Source organism: Sphingomonas sp. HT-1, assembly GCF_048568905.1.
Taxonomy (GTDB): Bacteria; Pseudomonadota; Alphaproteobacteria; order Sphingomonadales; family Sphingomonadaceae; genus Sphingomonas.
In genome coordinates this window covers 197501-215805 of record NZ_CP183770.1, presented here as the reverse complement: position 1 = coordinate 215805, position 18305 = coordinate 197501, and the positions used below count along the sequence as shown (strand labels likewise).

Annotated in this window: 12 protein-coding genes, 1 tRNA gene and 2 rRNA genes (1 of these 15 cut by a window edge); 6 read left to right on the top strand and 9 right to left on the bottom strand. The window is 63.7% G+C overall.

Translation table 11 applies throughout. From position 1 onward, the window contains the following. The first annotated feature begins 9 nt into the window (after window positions 1-9). Window positions 10-1638: an FAD-dependent oxidoreductase gene (locus ACNFJ7_RS01120; protein WP_050990199.1), complete on the top strand. Its 1629-nt coding sequence runs from the start codon at window positions 10-12 to the stop codon at window positions 1636-1638. A gap of 61 nt (window positions 1639-1699) precedes the next feature. Here ACNFJ7_RS01120 and galA read toward each other — a convergent pair whose 3' ends face one another. Further along, window positions 1700-4207 (bottom strand): beta-galactosidase GalA, encoded by a 2508-nt coding sequence (gene galA, locus ACNFJ7_RS01115; protein WP_019370521.1) that lies wholly within the window; start codon window positions 4205-4207, stop codon window positions 1700-1702. Between the two features lie 182 nt (window positions 4208-4389). Between galA and ACNFJ7_RS01110 the strand changes: the two genes are divergently transcribed. Both ACNFJ7_RS01110 and ACNFJ7_RS01105 read left to right on the top strand, forming a co-directional pair. Continuing rightward, window positions 4390-5952, top strand: a complete 1563-nt coding sequence (locus ACNFJ7_RS01110) for an alpha-L-fucosidase (protein WP_019370522.1) — start codon at window positions 4390-4392, stop codon at window positions 5950-5952. Between the two features lie 23 nt (window positions 5953-5975). Beyond that, entirely contained in the window at window positions 5976-8051 is a 2076-nt protein-coding gene (locus ACNFJ7_RS01105; RefSeq protein WP_019370523.1) for a beta-galactosidase, read from the top strand. 65 nt (window positions 8052-8116) lie between these two features. Here the strand turns inward: ACNFJ7_RS01105 and ACNFJ7_RS01100 are convergent, their stop codons facing one another. Next, on the bottom strand, window positions 8117-8899 hold the full coding sequence (locus tag ACNFJ7_RS01100) for an IclR family transcriptional regulator (RefSeq protein WP_019370524.1): 783 nt from the start codon (window positions 8897-8899) through the stop codon (window positions 8117-8119). A 226-nt stretch (window positions 8900-9125) separates the two neighbouring features. On the opposite strand from ACNFJ7_RS01100, the gene ACNFJ7_RS01095 reads away from it, so the two are divergent. From ACNFJ7_RS01095 to ACNFJ7_RS01085, 3 genes are all read left to right on the top strand, one after another. After that, window positions 9126-12053 (top strand): TonB-dependent receptor, encoded by a 2928-nt coding sequence (locus ACNFJ7_RS01095; RefSeq protein WP_037513923.1) that lies wholly within the window; start codon window positions 9126-9128, stop codon window positions 12051-12053. Between the two features lie 129 nt (window positions 12054-12182). Then, a complete protein-coding gene (locus ACNFJ7_RS01090) occupies window positions 12183-13694 on the top strand; it encodes a tryptophan halogenase family protein (protein WP_037513934.1) in 1512 nt (503 codons plus the stop codon). A gap of 174 nt (window positions 13695-13868) precedes the next feature. Beyond that, window positions 13869-14336: a hypothetical protein gene (locus tag ACNFJ7_RS01085; protein ID WP_019370527.1), complete on the top strand. Its 468-nt coding sequence runs from the start codon at window positions 13869-13871 to the stop codon at window positions 14334-14336. 484 nt (window positions 14337-14820) lie between these two features. Here the strand turns inward: ACNFJ7_RS01085 and ACNFJ7_RS01080 are convergent, their stop codons facing one another. The 7 genes from ACNFJ7_RS01080 to ACNFJ7_RS01050 all read right to left on the bottom strand — a co-directional run. Next, window positions 14821-15030 (bottom strand): hypothetical protein, encoded by a 210-nt coding sequence (locus tag ACNFJ7_RS01080; RefSeq protein WP_173644868.1) that lies wholly within the window; start codon window positions 15028-15030, stop codon window positions 14821-14823. A gap of 38 nt (window positions 15031-15068) precedes the next feature. Further along, window positions 15069-15326, bottom strand: coding sequence for an FAD-dependent oxidoreductase (locus tag ACNFJ7_RS01075; RefSeq protein WP_026009309.1), 258 nt, complete (start codon window positions 15324-15326; stop codon window positions 15069-15071). A 24-nt stretch (window positions 15327-15350) separates the two neighbouring features. After that, on the bottom strand, window positions 15351-15587 hold the full coding sequence (locus tag ACNFJ7_RS01070) for an FAD-dependent monooxygenase (RefSeq protein WP_026009310.1): 237 nt from the start codon (window positions 15585-15587) through the stop codon (window positions 15351-15353). 39 nt (window positions 15588-15626) lie between these two features. After that, window positions 15627-16013: a MarR family winged helix-turn-helix transcriptional regulator gene (locus ACNFJ7_RS01065; RefSeq protein WP_236704425.1), complete on the bottom strand. Its 387-nt coding sequence runs from the start codon at window positions 16011-16013 to the stop codon at window positions 15627-15629. A gap of 240 nt (window positions 16014-16253) precedes the next feature. Next, window positions 16254-16330, bottom strand: a tRNA-Met gene (locus tag ACNFJ7_RS01060). An 82-nt stretch (window positions 16331-16412) separates the two neighbouring features. Further along, a 5S ribosomal RNA gene (rrf, locus tag ACNFJ7_RS01055) occupies window positions 16413-16527 on the bottom strand. A gap of 112 nt (window positions 16528-16639) precedes the next feature. After that, window positions 16640-18305 (bottom strand): 23S ribosomal RNA (locus tag ACNFJ7_RS01050); it runs 1127 nt beyond the window's last position.

The following is an 18305-nucleotide window of genomic DNA, read 5'->3' as shown; positions in this document are numbered from 1 at the left end:
GTGATGGACATGCGGCCCTTGCTCCTCGCGTCGGCGGCGCTGCTCGCGCTGCCCTCCCCCGCGCGTGCACGACCTGTGGTGCCCGCTGCTGCGGACATCGTCATCTATGGCTGCACCGCCGGCGGCGTGATCGCCGCGATCGAAGGCCGCAGGCTCGGGCGCAGCGTCACGCTGGTCTGCAGGGACGCGTATTTGGGGGGAATGACCACCAACGGGCTGAGTTGGTCCGACACCGGCAACCACCGCGCAATCGGCGGACTGGCGCTGGAATTCTATCGCCGAGTGAAGCGGCATTATGACAACCCTGCTGCCTGGAACCATGCGCCGCGCCCGGCCCGGGCGGAGAACTTCATCGACGACGGCGCCATGTGGCAGTTCGAACCCAAGGTCGCCGAACGCATACTGGAGACCTGGGTGCGCGAGGCGGGGGTGCAAGTGGTGCGTAGCCAGCCGCTCGACCGCACCCGCGGCAGCGTCGAGCGGGCCGGCACCAGACTGGTCGCCTTTCGCTCGAATGGGGGGCAACGCTTCGCCGGCCGCATGTTCATCGATGCGAGCTACGAGGGCGATCTGATGGCCGCCGCCGGCATTTCTTACACAATCGGCCGCGAGGCCAATGCCACCTATGGCGAGACGCTGAACGGCGTGCAGCTGGGAAAATCCACCAACCACCAGTTCACCCTCGATATCGATCCGTACAAGGTGCCGGGCGATCCCGGCAGCGGCCTCCTGCCGCGTATCAGCGCCGAGAAGCCTGCGCCGGACGGCAGCGCCGATCGCAAGATCCAGGCCTATACCTATCGTCTATGCCTGACCGACGTCGCCGCGAACCGCATCCCGCTGCCCAAGCCGGCGGGCTATGATCCCGGGCAATATGCGCTGCTTCTGCGCTATATGGACGCGGGTTACCGCAACTTCTTCCAAAAATTCGATCGCATCCCGAACGGCAAGGCCGATGTGAACAATTTCGGCGGCTTTTCCACCGACAATATCGGCATGAACTATGGCTATCCCGAAGGCAGCGACGCCGAGCGCGCCGCGATCGCGCGCGAACATGTCCGCTATCAGCAGGGCCTGTTGTGGTTCATGGCGCACGACCCCAAGGTGCCCGCCGAAACGCGTGCGGAGATGGTCCGCTGGGGCCTGTGCCGCGACGAATTCACCGCCAATGGCGGCTGGCCGCGGGAAATGTACGTTCGCGAAGCGCGGCGGATGGTCTCCGATTTCGTAATGGCGGAGCCGGAGGTGCGTGGTCTACGCCCGACTCCGCGAGCGGTGGGCATGGGATCCTATCAGATGGATTCGCACAACACCCAGCGCATCGTCGATGCCCGGGGCTTCGCGCGCAACGAAGGCAATATCGAGGTCGGGGTCGGCCACGCCTATCCGATCAGCTATGACGCGATCGTGCCGAAGCGTGCGGAGGCAACAAACCTGTTGGTGCCGGTCGCGCTTTCGGCCTCGCACATCGCCTATGGCACGATCCGGATGGAGCCCGTCTTCATGATCCTGGGCCAGTCGGCAGCAGCCGCCGCCGATATCGCGCTCGCCAACAAGACGTCGGTGCAGGACGTGTCCTATCCCAGCCTGCGCCAGCGTCTGCTGGCGGAAGGGCAGATCCTGGCGCTGCGCCGGTAAGCGTACGCGGACGCCCACCGGCACTTCGCCTGCGCCCCTCCCGCCGGCGATCCCCCGTCGCTCAGGCGATTGGGCGCGCCGCCCGTAGCGTCAGCTTGCCCGGCAACAGCGGCTCGGCGCGGGCGCCGTCCGCCACCGCCGCGACGGTGATCGTGCCCGGTCGTCCCGTCGATTGCACGATTATCTGCGCCAGCCCGTTGAACAGCGACCGGCGCGGCTCCTTGTCGCTTTCCAGGCAATTCGGATCGCCGTTACCAACTCCGATAATCGCGCCCGGCCCCTGAATCGTGAAGGCAAGCTTGTCCATTGCCGTCGGGATCGGCCGCCCCCGCGCATCGAGCAGTTCGGCCTTCAGCATCGCCACGTCGCGGCCGTCCCCTTGGATCAACGTGCGATCGGCAGTCAGCCGGATCGTACGAGCCGGCCCGGTGGTCTCGCGCCGCTGGGTCAGCAGCCGCCCGCCCTTGCGGCCTCGCGCCTCGATGGCACCGGGCTGATACGGCACCTTCCATTCGAGATGGCCGAGCGGCGGCACCGATTGCGTGCCCATGCTGCGGCCGTTGAGCAGCAATTCCACGGTGTCACAGTTGGAATAGACCCACACCGACACCGTCTCGCCTTCGCGGCCTTCCCAGTTCCAGTGCGGAAAGACGTGCAGCGACGGCTCGGAACGCCACCAGGCGCGGTAATAATAGTGATAATCCTTGGGGAACCCGCACATGTCCACGATGCCGAACTGCGAGTTGATCGACGGCCAGCTATAGGGCGTCGGCTCGCCGCGATAGTCGAAGCCGGTCCAGGCAAAACCGCCGGCCGACCATTGCTTGCCGCCATACAGCTTCCACCAGTCTTCCGGAGTCTTCCCCCAGCCGACCACGCCGTCATAGCTGTTGACGGTGTTACGGGTCGGATCGCTGACATATTCGCCGCGTGTCGAAATCGCGCTCGACGTTTCGGAGCCATAGATCGGGCGCGTCGGATGCTTCGCATGATAGGCTTCGGGATATTCCTGATGATAGTTGAAGCCGATGATATCGAGCGGGTCGCTCACCCCCTGTTCGTTGTCGTCGTTGACCGCCGCCGACACCGGCCGGGTCGGATCGAGCGCATGACAGCGGCGCACCATGGCGGCGGCGATCGGCTTGCCCTGCTCGGCCATTTTCTTCTGCAACAACCATTCTTCGTTGCCAATCGACCAGATGATGACGGAAGGCGCATTGCGGAAGCGCTTCACCATAACTTCCAACTGCGCCATCGCCTCGGGATTGGAACTCATCTGGCGCGTCTCGCACATCACCAGCACGCCGGCACGATCGCATTCCTCGACCCATTCGGGCGTCGGCATGTTGTGGGTGGTGCGCACTGCGTTGCACCCCATCTCGCGTAGTACGTTCAGCCGATAGCGCTGGATCGCGTCGGGCAGCGCGGCGCCGACGCCGGCATGGTCCTGGTGATTGCAGGTGCCCTGCAGCTTCAGTGACTTGCCGTTGAGAAAGAAGCCCCGATCGGCATCGAAACGGAAGCTGCGCACGCCAAAGGTCACGCGATCGACGTCGCGGACGCTACCGCCGGCTGCCAGCCGTGCGGTGGCGGTATAGAGCGCCGGCGTCTCCACGGACCAGAGCTTCGCCTCGGGCAGGGTCGCGTGGACTTGGCTCTCGGCGGTGCCGCCCGCCGCGACACGAACCGCGGGCGCGGAGGCTCGCGCCACCACTTGCCCGGCAGCATCGGCGATGGTCCATTCCACCACAGCCTGCGTGTCGGCATCGGTTTCGTTAGCGACGAGGGTCGCTAGGTCGAGCGTCGCGCCGCGCCCTTCCGGCGTCGCCCGCACCACGCTTTCCCATCGCCCGAGATAGACGGGATCGTGCTTGGTCAGCCAGACATGGCGGTACAGGCCCGCGCCTTCGTAGAACCAGCCATCGCCCATCGACGCATCGACGCGCACGACGACGATGTTGTCGCCGCCATAATGCAGGAAATCGGTAAGGTCGAAGCGGAACGGCGTGTAGCCATCATTGTGGCGGCCGATATAGCAGCCGTTCACCCATAGGATCGCATCGCGCATCGCGCCATCAAACTCGATCCAGGTGCGGCGGCCGCGGTCGCTCGCCGGCACATCGAACCGGCGGCGGTACCAACCAATACTCGTCTCCGGATAGCGCCGGCCCAGCGGCTTGTAGCCATGGCCGCGATTGTTGGCGTCGCCGCTGCCGCGATCGTCATGGACAAATGGCAATTCGACCGCCCAGTCGTGCGGAAGATCGAGCGCGCGCCAGCCGCTATCGTCGAAATCGGTCTTGGCGAGCTTGAAGTCGCCAGTCTTGGCGAAGTCGCTCTGGCCATAGCCGAAGTCGAAATCCTTGGCCGGATCGCTGCCATGCCCCAGGGCAAACCGCCATCCGCTGTCGAACGGCAATATCTCGCGCGGCGCCAGTCCCATCTCACGGGCCGAAACCGGCAGGTCGGTCGCAACCGGGGCGGCGCGAGCCGCCTGCGAAAGCAATGGCGCGGCAGCGGCAAGCGACAAAACGGTGCGGCGAGAAGGGTCGAACAGGCGGTCGCTCATGATCGGATTCCGATGTTGAAGGTTGCTAAGAAGTGGAAAGGACGAGACTTCCTGACGACCGTTCAGCCGCCGGAGCCGGGCAGAACGCAAGAATACGCTTGCCACATGAAAATCAGTTTGCAAATATGCTAGCAGTAACAGGGGGGCGCCTCCAAGGTGCTGCGAAATGACCCGAGGAGCGGATGACGAACTTCAGCAAGCGTGAGATTCTGGCCGGCTCGTTCGCGACCGCCTTGGCAGTGGGAAGCGCGGGACGCGCTCGGGCGCAGGTGGGGCAGAAGCTGCCGGGCGCCGATGTCGATCCGGTGGCGGCACCCGGGCCGTTCAAGCCTACCGGCGCGTCGCTTTCCACCTACCGGACGCCGGACTGGTTCCGCGACGCCAAGTTCGGCATCTGGGCGCATTGGGGCCCACAAGCCGTTCCTGCGCAGGGGGATTGGTATGCGCGCTTCATGTACGTGCCCGGCCATCCCCATTACGAGCACCACCTCAAGACCTACGGCCACCCTTCCGAAAAGGGCTACAAGGACATCATTCCGCTCTGGACCGCTGCCAAGTTCGATCCGGAGGCACTGGTCGGTCGCTATGCAGCGGCAGGGGCAAAGTATATCGTATCCATGGGCGTCCACCACGACAATTTCGATCTGTGGAAGTCCCGCCATCACCGCTGGAACGCCGTGGCGATGGGGCCGAAGCGCGACATCGTCGGCGAACTCAAGGCGGCGGCCAAGCGCCGCGGCCTGCGCTTCGGCGTGTCCGAACACCTCGGCGCCAGCTACAACTGGTGGTATCCGAACCAGCTCTACGATCAGTTCTGGCCGCGCATGGGCAAGCGCTATGATGGCGCCGACCCGCGTTTCGTCGATCTGTATCACGGTAATCGCGACGAGCCGTTCCTCGGCGATGCCGATACCTGGTACACCAAGAACCCCGAATATCAGCGCCATTGGTTCGCCCGCATCCGCGACCTGATCGACAATTATCAGCCCGACCTGCTCTATTCGGATGGCGGCGTGCCGTTCGGCGAGATCGGCCGCGCGATGGTGGCGCACCTCTACAACAGCAGCATTGCCCGCAGCGGCAGGCTGGAGGCGGTGTACAACCACAAGGCGCTCGGCTCAGGGGAGTTCAACCAGGCCTGGGGTGTCCAGGATGTCGAACGCGGCGTGCTCAACGGCATCAATCCCCTGCCCTGGCAGACCGACACGTCGAACGGCGACTGGTTTTACAGCGAAAACGATCGCTACAAATCGGCCAGCGACGTGATCACGATGCTGGCGGACATCGTCTCGAAGAACGGCAACATGCTGCTGAACGTCGTGCTGCGCGGCGACGGCAGCCTGCCGCCGCAATCCGAGCAATTGCTGACGGAACTCGCCGCCTGGATGGCGGCGAACGGCCCGGCGATCCACGGCACCCGCCCGTGGCGCATCTTCGGCGAGGGCCCGACCGAAGCCAAGGAAGGCGCTTTCCAGGAAAAGGCGGCCTATACGCCCGAGGATATCCGCTTCACCACCAAGGGGGAGCTACTCTACGCGATCACGCTCGGCGAGCCAAAGGGGCCCGTGGCGATCAAGGCGCTCGCCCGCGGCAACCGGCACGAGAAGCGGCGGGTGCGTCAAGTACGCCTGCTCGGCCACCGCGGCGCGGTCGACTTCCGCCAGACCGACCAGGCGCTGGTGATCACCCCGCCGGGCAACCTGCCCACGCGCCACGCCAGTGCCTTCGAGATTCATTTCGCCTGACCGGCGGCCTTTTAGACGGACGGATGACCATGACCCATCGCCCCGCCAAGCGCACACTCGCCGTGCGCCTTGCCCTCACGCTTGCGGTGACAACGCTGCCAGTATCCGCTCTCGCCCAGAGTGCCGCCGGTCACCCGGATTGGCCGGGCAAGGGAGATCTGTTCGTCGGCACTTGCTATCAGCCGGTCGATCGCAGCCCTGAGCAGATCCGCCAGGACATCGCGGTGATGAAGGCGGCGGGCTTCACGATGGTCCGCATGGGCGACCTTTCTTGGGATTCGTTCGAGCCGCAGGAGGGCCGCTTCACCTTCGAATGGTTCGACAAGGTTATCGACCAGATGCACGCGGCCGGCATCCGTGTGGTCGTCGACATTCCCGGCCAGCCCGCGCCGATCTGGCTGCACAAGCGCTATCCGGGCGTCGATCTGGTCAGCCAGGCGGGCACGCGGCTCAACGCAGCCTCGCGCTATTGGGACAATATCAGCGATCCCGACTATCGCCGGCTCGCCCGCCGCCTCGCCGACAAGATGCTGCAGCGCTATGCCAAGCATCCGGCGGTGATCGCGGTGGGCTACGACAATGAGATCGGCAACGGCCGCATGTCCTATTCGGAGGCGGATCGGAAGCGCTTCGTCGGCTGGCTTCAGAAGAAATACGGGACGATCGAGGCGCTCAACAAAGCCTGGGCGACGCAGCGCTGGTCACGGCGCGTGAACAGCTGGGACGAAGTCGATCTGCCCTACGGCGAGGGCCCAGGCCCCAATGAGCGCAACCTCGATCTGCGCCGCTACTGGTCCGACGACACGATCAGCGCGCTCAAGGATCTCGAAGCCTCGCGCAAGGCCAACGCCCCCAACCTGCCCGTCGCCTCCAATTTCTGGCCGACCGCCTGGACGAAGGGCTTCGACTATCTGCGCTCCTGGGATGAGGTTTCCACCTATGGCGCGCAGGGTTTCTATCCCGGCGATCCGCTCGGCGCCGGTTTCGAAGTGATGATGAATCGCGCCGGCCACGACACGCCGGTCTGGTTCAACGAATTCACTGCCGGCGGCGGTGGCTATTACGGCACGCCCGGCCGCTCGCGGATGTGGGCCTATTTCGGGCTGCTCTATTATTCGCAGACCTTCCTCGCCTGGACGTTCAACTCGCATCTAGGCGGCGAGGAGCAGGCGTTGTTCGGCCTGATCGACCACGACGATCGCCCCTCGTGGAAGGTCGACGAGTTCGCGACTATCGCCCGCGAGTTCCAGAAGCTGCGCGGCCTGGGCTTCCCACGCTACCGCGCGCCGCAGGTGGCGATCGGCTACTCCTTCGGCACGATGTGGCTGACCAGCCCGCCTCAGGGCCCGAACACGATGAAGGAATATTTCAAGGTCGATTATACCGAACAGGCCAAGGCCGGTTATGCGCCTTTCTTCCGCGACAATATCGATGCGGCGGTGATCGACATCGGCCACGACTCAATCGACGCCTACAAGCTGGTCGTGCTGCCGGCCGCTTATCTGCTCGACGAGAAGATGACCGCCGCGGTGCGCCGCTATGTCGCCGCGGGCGGGACGGTGATCATGACCGGCTATTCGGCCAAGGTCGATGCCACCGGTAAATGGTTCGGTACACCGTTGCCCGGCGGACTGACCGATGTCTTCGGCCTGCGCACCAACGAGTTCTACCGTTCGGAGACGCCGCTCAAGGTCAGCTTCCAGGGACAGACGCTGACCGGCACCGACCCCTATTACGAAGTGCTGGAGCCGAGCAGCGCCACCACGCTCGCCAGCTTCGACAACACGCCCAAGAAGAGCCCGGCGATTACCCTGAATCGCTATGGCAAGGGCCGCGCCATCTACCTCGCCACTGCGGCGCAGGAAGCGCTGCTCGCGCCGCTGGTCCGCTCGCTCTACTCGACGCTCGGCATTGAGCGCGGGCCGGAAACGCCGGAGGGTGTGTTGGCCCGTGTCGTCGAAGGCCGCACGCTCTACGTCAACACCACGACATCGCCTGTGCGCATATCCATTGCGGGTCGCAAGCGCGATGCGATCGCCGGCGCTAGCTTCAATGGTTCGCTGCCCCTGCCCGCTTATGGTGCTGCCCTATTGGAGTGATCCGGCAGCACCGCGTTTTCGCAAATGCAAAATAGATCGCGCATGTGAACGTTTGCACGCACGGTCTATTCCGGCTCGTACCCCAGTCGATCGGAAATCCGTGCCGTAGCGGCGCGCAGCTTTTCGCGCGCCGCCTCAAGATCCATCTTCTGTGAGCCGTCGATCAACGCGAGAAAGGGAATCGTCAGCGCCGCGACGACGATCCGGTCGAAGCCGAAGATCGGGTAGCTGATATCGGTGACACCGAAAGTGACCGGGCTCTTGCGGCTGTCATAACCGAGCCGCCGGACGGTCGCGAGCCGATCCGCCAGCCAACTGCGGTCAACAGCGGTGCCCCGCTCCTCTTCCGCCGCGCGCACCATACGCTCGGTGAGGTTCAGGTTGGAAAAGGCGAGCAGCACCTGGCCCGAGCAGCTCTGCACCAGGTCGATCTGCGCGCCCACCTTCAAAGCGAATCCGCGACTTGCCGGCGATTCCTCACGCGCTACCACCAGGCCATGTCCCCGACTGGCGACAACCAGATGGCAGGACTGCACCGTATCGCGCGCGAGCATCTGCATCTCTGGCAACGCGGCGCGAATCAGATCCTGGGACGGCGTGGAACGCAACGCGACGTCGAGCAGCTTATAGGCCACGGCATATTTGTCGGTCACCTCCGATCGGCGGAGATAGCCCAGCTGCTCCATCACGACGACGATGCGAAACAGTTCGCCCACCGATCGGCCGAGCTCGGCCGCCATTTCACTTACCAGCGCGCCTTCGGGGCGACCGGCCAGCAACTCGATGACTTCGAACGCCTTTTCAATCGCCGGGGCGGAATAGGTCTTCTTGGACCCGGTTCGCGCCATAGTGCCTCCTTTGCCGTGTGCACCCTCCCTCGCGCGAAAGCGCGGCGCGTGCAACGGGGCACTGCGGCAGCCGTCCCTAGGTGCAGGTCCGCTTTCCCTCGGAGAATATCAAAACCAAAAAATTTTAGTTGCCGCATATGAATTCCAATTTTCATATGCGGCAGGTAGCGCTATCATCATATTTATAAGGTCGGCAGAAACGGCGGCTATCTGGAGGGGAAAGACGATGAGGGGTACGACACACATCTTTGCGACGGCATCCGTGCTGGCGATGACCACGGCGGCGCTCGCACTGCCGGCAGCGGCCCAGACGACCACGCCGCAGGACAGCCAGGAACCGTCCGCGCCTGCCACCGAGGCGGATCGGGCCGCCGTGGAAGGCGAGATCGTCGTCACCGGCCTGCGTGCCAGCCTCGCTTCGGCCCAGGCGGTGAAGCAGAACGCCGAACAGATCGTCGATTCGATCACCGCGCAGGACATTGGCCGCTTCCCCGACGTCAACGTCGCGGAGTCGCTGCAGCGCATCTCGGGCATCCAGATCCAGCGCAACCTCGGCGAAGGCAGCACGGTCGCAATTCGCGGCCTGAGCAACATCCGCACGGAGCTGAACGGCCACGATATCTTCACCGCCAACGGCGGCGTCGGCCTGTCGTTCGAAGAAGTCGGGCCCGATCTGCTCAGCCGGGTCGACGTGTACAAAAATCCCTCGGCGGAGATGATCGAAGGCTCGCTGGGCGGCACGATCGATCTGCGCACCCGCATGCCGTTCGACGCCAATGGCCGGATCATCTCTGCCACCGTCGCGGGCACCCGCTACGATCTTGCCAAGAAGAATGGCTGGAACGCCTCCGCGCTCTACAGCAATCGCTGGAACACCGGCATTGGCGAGATCGGCTTCCTGCTAAACGGCTCCTATCAGAAATCGGCGTTCCGGCAGGACATGGATCAGATCGAGCCCTATCTGTGGCACGGCCCCAATCCGTCGCCCGATGGTGCGCCGGTACAGTCCACGCTGGTGCCGGGCTATGCCAATCAGAACGTCCAGGTTCCCAAGGGCGGCGGCTTCAACGTGGCGCAAGGCGATCGGAGGCGCACCAGCGTTTCCGGCGCGCTGCAGTGGAAGCCGGCTGACAACGTTGAAGTCTATGCGCGGGTGCTCAACGCAAGCTACAAGTTCCGCGACACCGGCGTTGCCTATTTCGCTACCGACGAGAGCGCGGCACCGGTCGGCACCTTTACGGTCGAAAACGGCGTCGCCACGTCAGGCGCATTGGCCAATCCGTCCGGTGCGGCGATCACCTACGGCGCCAATCGCTCGACCCGTACCACGGACATCAGCGGCGGCTTGAAATGGTCCATCGGCGACCATCTCCACTTGGTGTTCGACTATCAGCATATCGACGCCAAGGTGGATCAGGACTCGCTGAACCTCACCATCACGCCCTATGCCGCCAGCGGCGGCGCGCCGGGCGTGTTCACCGGCAACTATTATTATGTCTTCGACAATCGCGGTGAGTTCCCCACCCAGGGGGCGATCGATCCGGTGACGGGACAACCGTCCAACTTCTTCGCCAACCCGGCGAACTACGGCTTCACCGCGATCCAGCCCACGCGCACCCGCAACACTGCCAAAGGCGACAGCCCGCGGCTGGACCTGACTTGGGAATTCGATGACGGGAGCTTCCTGAAGTCAATCACCGCAGGCGCCAGGTATAGCGGCAAGACCGCGATCAACCGCGAGACCAACGTTGGGAACTGGACGACGATTGGTGGCACTTGCGCCAACTGGTCGACGGCAGCGAACTGCTACCGCGTTTCCGATCACCCCGAATTCGTCGAGAACAATCCGGGCCAGGCTACGCTGCTGCGCGGTGCCGCGTCCAGTTCGGTGTTCGGGCCTATCCTGCAGTGGAACCTGTATGACGCCCAGCATCCGGAATCGGCCTCCGCGCACGTCAAGGAAATCAGCGGGCAGACGGTCGGCTTCGGTGATCTCGACAACCCGGCGCAGTCCACCACCAGCCGCGTGAAGGAACATGATTACGCCGCCTATCTGCGCACGGCGTTCGGCACCGACATTGGCAGCATGACGTTCGACGGAAACATCGGCCTGCGCTATGTCCGCACGGAGGCGACCGGCACTGGCTTCGAGGTGCTAAGCTATCGCACGGCGGGTGGCACCAATCCCACCAGCACATCGATCGTCGAGCCCTATGAAGGCGGTCGCAACTATTCGAAATGGCTGCCCAGCGTGAACCTGCGGCTCCGCATCACGCCTCAGATCCAGGCGCGCTTCGCATTTTCGAAGAACATCTTCCGGCCCACCTTTACCCAGCTCAACCCCAGCTACACGCTGTCACCGGTCTATGACGGGGCAAGCGCCACGCCGACTCCGATCAACGCCTCGGCACCCTATAACCCGACGACCAATCCCTATCAGGGATCGGGATCGGTTTCGGGCAACCCCAATTTGCGGCCGGAGCGGGTGACCTCGTTCGACGGTGCGCTGGAATGGTATTTCGAACGCGCCGGCTATGTGTTCGTCACCGTCTTCCGCAAGGATCTGCGCGACATTATCGACAGCCGCAGCTTCCTGACGTCGCGCGACATTGCGGGCGTCGGCACGGTGCAGTTCAACGTCAGCGCCGTAGTCAACACTCCCAAGGGCTCGGTGCAGGGCTTCGAAATCGGCGGCCAGAAGTTCTTCGACTTCCTGCCGGGGCCGCTGTCGGGCCTCGGCATCTCGGCAAACTACACCTTTGCAGACAGTGATGCTGGCACGGTCGCCTCGGGGTCGCTCGGATCGCAGACCCAGTTCGCGGTCCCTCTGATCAACTTGTCGCGCAACAGCTACAATCTGATCGCGCTCTACGACAAATACGGAATCAACGCCCGCGTCGCCTATAACTGGCGCGACAAATATCTGGACTCGATCTCGGAAGTCGGCGCCGCCAGCCTGCCGATCTACTTCAAGGCCTATGGTACGCTCGATGCGTCGCTCAGCTACGATATCACCAAGCAATTCTCGGTGACGGTCGACGGGCAGAACCTGCTCGATACGGTCAACAAGAGCTACCAGGGCGAGCCGCGCTACCTGCGAAACTACCAGATCAACGATCGGCGCTTCTCCGTGCGGCTGCGCGCGCTGTTCTGATCCCAGCGCCCGGGTACCTCCTCGGTTAGGGCGCACTCCTGGAGGGCAACTGCGCGAGCATTCGTGCAGTTGCCCTTCTTTTCCGACAATCCTGTAGGCGGCGCGGGGATGCGCCGTGGGGAACGCAGCATGCAGGACAAGCCGGTTACCAGCGTCGTGATCGCCGGCGGCGGTACGGCCGGGTGGATGGCCGCGGCGACCCTGTCGCGCAATTTCGGGCCGGACGCGCTGAAGGTCACTCTCGTGGAGTCGGCCGAAATTGGCACCGTCGGCGTCGGCGAGGCGACGATCCCACCGATCCTGCAGCTCAATGCCCAGCTGGGAATCGATGAAGACGACCTCCTCCGGCGCACCCAGGGCACCTACAAGCTGGGGATCGAATTTGTCGATTGGGGGCGGCAAGGCAGCCGCTATTTTCATCCGTTTGGCAGCTATGGCGCAGACCTTGGCGGAGTCGCCTTCCACCATCACTGGCTGCGCACCCGCGAAGGAGCACTGGCCGACTATTCGCTCAACACCGGCGCGGCACTGGCCGGCAAGTTCGATCGGCCTACCGAAGATCCGCGCAGCGTATTGTCGAAACTGTCCTATGCGCTGCATTTCGATGCGACGCTCTACGCCGCGTTGCTGCGCGAGCGATCGCTGGAACAGGGCGTCGAGGCGGTCGAGGGGCGGATTGCGCGGGTGGTGCTTGATCAACTGTCGGGGCATGTCGATCGCCTGGACCTCGCCGACGGCCGAACACTGCGGGCCGATCTCTATATCGACTGCACCGGCTTTCGCGGCCTGCTGATCGAGCAGGCGCTGAACACCGGCTATGAAGACTGGAGCCACTGGCTGCCGATGGACCGCGCGCTTGCGGTGCCGACCGCGCCGGCCGGCCCACCTTTGCCGTATACGCGTTCTACTGCCGATGCCGCAGGCTGGCGCTGGCGGATTCCGCTGCAGCACCGGGTGGGCAACGGCCATGTGTATAGCAGCGCCTTCACCGACGAAGCGGCGGCGACGGAGGCACTGGTCGCCGGTCTGGACGGGCAGATGTTGGCGGCGCCCCGCGCGCTGTCGTTCACGACAGGCCGGCGTCGCAAGATGTGGAACCGGAACGTCGTGGCGCTGGGGCTGGCGGGCGGCTTTGTCGAGCCACTGGAGTCGACCAGCATCCATCTGATCCAGCGCGGCGTCGTCACGCTGATGTCGCTGTTCCCCGCCGGCGGCTTCGTCCAGGCGGAGATCGATTGCTACAATCGGTTGATGCAGGCGGAGATGGAGGAAGTCCGAGACTTCGTCATCCTTCACTATAAGCAATCCCTTCGGGACGACACGCCTTTCTGGCGCGCCGTGCAGGCGATGTCGGTGCCCGACAGCCTGGCCGAGCGCATGGCGATCTTCGCCCATTGCGGACGCCTGCTGCTCGGTCCCGGCGAATTGTTCCGCGAGCCGAGCTGGGTTGCCGTGATGCTGGGCCAGGGCCTTGTGCCGCAGGGCTATGATCCGCTCGCCAACGGCATTCCGGAGTCCGATCTGCGCCCTGCACTGCAGCGGATGCGAGCGGTAATCGGCCGCGGGGTAGAGGCGCTGCCTTCGCACGCCGCGTTCCTCCGAGAGCGTTCATCCGCCGAACCCGGTGAACGCGCCGGCTAAGGCCCGCAGCGCGCAGGCATTGCCCGCAGGCTCCTGCCGGAGGGCTGCCGGAACGCCCGCGCCAGCGCGACGTTTTCCAGCGACTGGGTGAGCGCCCGCCTCCGCACGGCAGCGCGAACTTAATTTGCAAGGGCGCCGCCCGGCGCCTGCGCTAGCGACGGGAAGGAACACGGCATGAAGCCAGCAACCGCAGCCTTGCTCGGCGGGCTTGTCGCCGGGGTGGTGACCACGGGCGTCATGATCGCCGGCCGCAAAACCGGACTCCTCCACAAGACCCTGGATCGCGACGCGGTCGACTGGATCGATCGGACCACCGGTTCCCGCGCGGCGATCGGCGATCTCGGCACCAGCCTCGTCGAATTCGGCAATCATCTGGGTGCCTCGGCGGCGTTCGGCCTCGGCTATGCCGAACTGCGCCGCGCGCTGCCGGATAGCTCGGCTGTGCTGCTCGGGGCCGCATATGGCGCCGGGCTCTACGCGGTGAACATCGCCGGCATTGCGCCGCTGCTCGGCATCACCGAAGGCGAGAAGAAGGCCGGCCCGTCCAAGGCGGCCGAGCGACTGGGACTGCACCTGCTGCAAACCATATTGACGGCAGTGATCGCCGATCGGCTCGTCCCGCCGAGGCGTGCCGCCGCATGACGGCCCGCCGGTAGCTGCACACCGATCCGGCCGCGGCGTCTGCCCTATGCCGCCCGCCGCCGCCTGGTCCATGCCAAACCCAGAACGGTGAGCGACGCGAGCAGTACGACGCCCCCCGCAAGCGTCGCGTCGTCGCCTTATCGCTGGGCCGTGGCGCGGCCCCTCCACCGGCCGCTGCATAATCGGGCAGGCGCACCTCCTCGGCATCGCGCACCAGCGCCGCCGCGAACAGCTTTCGCAGCGCGGGCGTTGCGGCAAGGCGCAAGGTACCGTGCATCACCGAAATCTCCGCCCGGCTGTGCGGCCAAAGCAGCCGCGGCACGATCTTGGGAACCCCCTGTCCTTCCTTGACGAACGGCCGCAGGATTTGTTCGTAGCGCGACAGGGCAGAGGCAAGAGTCGGCGCCGCCGCCAGCTCGTTCGCCAGCACATAGCCGCCAACGATCGCCAGCGTGGTGCCGATGCCCGACAGCGGCGTCGCGCATCAGGCGGCATCGCCGATCAGGATGACGCGGCCGTTCGACCAGCGATCCATCTTCAGCTGGTGCAGCACTTCGAAGTAGAAGTCTTCCGTCGCATCCATGCCGTCGAGCAGACGGCCGAACAGCCATTCCTCGCGGTCGAACAGCTCGCGCAGCCAGGCCTTCTGCCGGGCGGTGTCCCAATGCTGCCCCTCCCCCGGCTTCTTCTGCACGCCCATATAGACGTGCAGCTTGTTGTCCGGGCCAGGCTTCAGGATGGCGCCTCGCCGGGAAAAACCCTTTCCCGCGTCGATGATCCCACGCCCTCCGCAACGATCACCAGATCATAGCGCCCCTGCCGCCCGCTCTCGAATGTCACGTCGACGCCGCCGCCATCCTGCGACACGGCGGCGATCGTGTCTCCGAACCGGAACGTCGCGCGGTCCTGTGCAGCTTCGTGGATCAGCCGGGCAATGTCACCGCGACGGATTTCCAACTCGGCGCTGGGCCCCTCGCCCTTTTCCGCCACTTCGAACCGTGCGATCGTCCGATCCTACGCGTTCACCCAATCCGTGCCGCGTTCACCCGTGGTGCGTTCCAGCGCGCGCGCTTCCAGTCCCATGGCGCGCAGCACCTTGCGGCCGGCGCCGCGCACCTCGACATTCTGGCCGCCATCAAGGAAGCAGGCGCTTTTCTCAACCACCTCCACATCGAAACCATGACGGGCCAGCCGCGAGGCCGTGGTGGCGCCGGCAACGCTGGCACCTGTGACGAGAATACGGTTCGGCATGATGTACTCGTTCGGCAGGCAGAAACATCATGCATGATATTATGTTCCGCTCGCACTTTCCAGATTGGCGATCAACCGCTGTAGGAGGCGCGTCAACGCCTGCGCCTCCTCGGGAGAAAGCGCCGCCACGCCCAGCGCATTGGCGTCGAGGAGGATCTCGCGTCCCAGCGCAGCTGCCGCCATTCCCCGTTCGGTCAACGAAACCAGGGCAGCCCGCCGGTCGTCTGCGCTCGGCGTGCGCGCGATTAGGGCCAGAGCCTCCAGTTTCGCCAGCAGCGCCACCATCGCCGGCTGCTTCACGGCTGAATCGGCGACAAGATCGCGCTGTCGCATCGGCCCTTTCCACGACAGCAGCAGGATCGGTCCGAGCAGGGCAAGGGTAAGCCCGTGTGGACGCAAGCGGGAATCGACCAGCCGATTGAACACGCGCGCGGCATGATTGGCCAAATACCCCGGCGCGATCGCAGCCTCGGGGTGAATTGCAGGGTCTTCTCCTAGCGCCATGCCCTGTCTCTAGCGCCGGCCGTCAAACCGGTCGACACGTCGATCTTCAGCAAGCGGGTCGCATGCGAGTTCGCCGACCTGATCACTCAGTGTGGGCCGCCGAAGACGGTGATCATAGACGCACAAAAGCCCCGGAGCGTTAGCTTCGGGGCTTTTGTGTGTTGGTTGCGGGGGCAGGATTTGAACCTGCGGCCTTCAGGTTATGAGCCTGACGAGCTACCGGGCTGCTCCACCCCGCGCCAAAGTTGGGTGCCGAGGATATCGGCAGAACGGGGGACGAATGTGAATGGGTTTTGGTATTTTCCGTACACCGGCTTCAATGCCTGGCGGCGACCTACTCTTCCATCGCTTAAGCGATAGTACCATTGGCGCTGTCTGGTTTCACGGCCGAGTTCGGGATGGGATCGGGTGGGTCACAGACGCTATGGCCACCAAGCAATGAAGCCGGTGTGCGGGAAATTGGGTTTCAAATCGATGCACCGATAAGGCTGGGAAATTCATCCACCCGCTATCTGACAACCCAGGGTTGTCGATGGGGGTGTGAAACTCTCAAGCGCGAAAAGAGCAATTAGTATCGGTTAGCTCCACGCGTTACCGCGCTTCCACATCCGATCTATCAAGGTCGTGGTCTTCGACCGCTCTATGAAATCTTATCTCGAGGGAGGCTTCCCGCTTAGATGCTTTCAGCGGTTATCCCGTCCATACATAGCTACCCAGCTGCGCTCCTGGCGGAACGACTGGTACACCAGAGGTATGTTCAACCCGGTCCTCTCGTACTAGGGTCAACTCCTCTCAAATTTCGACGCCCACGGCAGATAGGGACCAAACTGTCTCGCGACGTTCTGAACCCAGCTCACGTACCACTTTAATTGGCGAACAGCCAAACCCTTGGGACCTGCTCCAGCCCCAGGATGTGATGAGCCGACATCGAGGTGCCAAACAACCCCGTCGATATGAGCTCTTGGGGGTTATCAGCCTGTTATCCCCGGCGTACCTTTTATCCGTTGAGCGATGGCCCTTCCACGAGGGACCACCGGATCACTATGACCGACTTTCGTCTCTGCTCGACTTGTCAGTCTCGCAGTCAGGCTGGCTTATGCCATTGCACTCTAACAGCCGGTTTCCAACCGGCCTGAGCCAACCTTCGCGCGCCTCCGTTACTCTTTGGGAGGCGACCGCCCCAGTCAAACTACCCGCCACAGAGGGTCCCTGTACCGGATGACGGTACGAGGTTAGACAGTAAAGAACAACAGGGTGGTATTTCACTTGGTGGCTCCACACCAGCTGGCGCCGGTGCTTCAAAGCCTCCCACCTATTCTACACAGTTGTTCTCCACTGCCACTCTGAAGCTGCAGTAAAGGTGCACGGGGTCTTTCCGTCTAACCGCGGGTACTCCGCATCTTCACGGAGAATTCAATTTCGCTGAGCATGTCCTGGAGACAGTGGGGAAGTCGTTACGCCATTCGTGCAGGTCGGAACTTACCCGACAAGGAATTTCGCTACCTTAGGACCGTTATAGTTACGGCCGCCGTTTACCTGGGCTTCATTTCGGAGCTTGCACTCCTCCACTTAACCTTCAGGCACCGGGCAGGCGTCAGGCCCTATACGTCGTCTTGAAGCCGACTTAGCAGAGCCCTGTGTTTTTGCTAAACAGTCGCTACCCCCTGGCCTGTGCCCCCTCATACCGGTTGCCCGGAATGAGGGCCTCCTTCTTCCGAAGGTACGGAGGCAATTTGCCGAGTTCCTTCAGGACACTTCTCTCAAGCGCCTTGGTATACTCTACCTGACCACCTGTGTCGGTTTCGGGTACGGTCTATACGGTGGGGCTATTTCCCGGGACCTCTTCGAAGCCAGTCCAATCCGTTAAGGACTGACAACTCACGAGATCCGTCACACACCACCAGGCCCACGAATATTAACGTGGTTCCCATCGACTACCCCCTTCGGGCTCGTCTTAGGGGCCGGCTCACCCTGCGCGGATTAGCCTTGCGCAGGAACCCTTGGTCTTTCGGCGAGAGGGCATCTCACCCTCTTTATCGCTACTCATGTCTGCATTCGCACTTCCGATACCTCCATGGTCGGTTACCCTTCCACTTCACAGGCTTACGGAACGCTCCGCTACCGCGTGATCAAAGATCACACCCTAAGCTTCGGTGCACGTCTTGAGCCCCGTTACATCTTCGCCGCAGGAACCCTTATTTAGACCAGTGAGCT

Excerpts from the sequence above, each read along its gene's own strand:
- ACNFJ7_RS01090 (WP_037513934.1), top strand. The coding sequence starts at position 12,183 with ATGCAGGACAAGCCGGTTACCAGCGTCGTGATCGCCGGCGGCGGTACG.
- ACNFJ7_RS01085 (WP_019370527.1), top strand. The coding sequence starts at position 13,869 with ATGAAGCCAGCAACCGCAGCCTTGCTCGGCGGGCTTGTCGCCGGGGTG.
- galA (WP_019370521.1), bottom strand. The coding sequence starts at position 4,207 with ATGAGCGACCGCCTGTTCGACCCTTCTCGCCGCACCGTTTTGTCGCTT.
- ACNFJ7_RS01110 (WP_019370522.1), top strand. The coding sequence starts at position 4,390 with ATGACGAACTTCAGCAAGCGTGAGATTCTGGCCGGCTCGTTCGCGACC.
- ACNFJ7_RS01100 (WP_019370524.1), bottom strand. The coding sequence starts at position 8,899 with ATGGCGCGAACCGGGTCCAAGAAGACCTATTCCGCCCCGGCGATTGAA.
- ACNFJ7_RS01120 (WP_050990199.1), top strand. The coding sequence starts at position 10 with ATGCGGCCCTTGCTCCTCGCGTCGGCGGCGCTGCTCGCGCTGCCCTCC.
- ACNFJ7_RS01105 (WP_019370523.1), top strand. The coding sequence starts at position 5,976 with ATGACCATGACCCATCGCCCCGCCAAGCGCACACTCGCCGTGCGCCTT.
- ACNFJ7_RS01070 (WP_026009310.1), bottom strand. The coding sequence starts at position 15,587 with ATGCCGAACCGTATTCTCGTCACAGGTGCCAGCGTTGCCGGCGCCACC.
- ACNFJ7_RS01095 (WP_037513923.1), top strand. The coding sequence starts at position 9,126 with ATGAGGGGTACGACACACATCTTTGCGACGGCATCCGTGCTGGCGATG.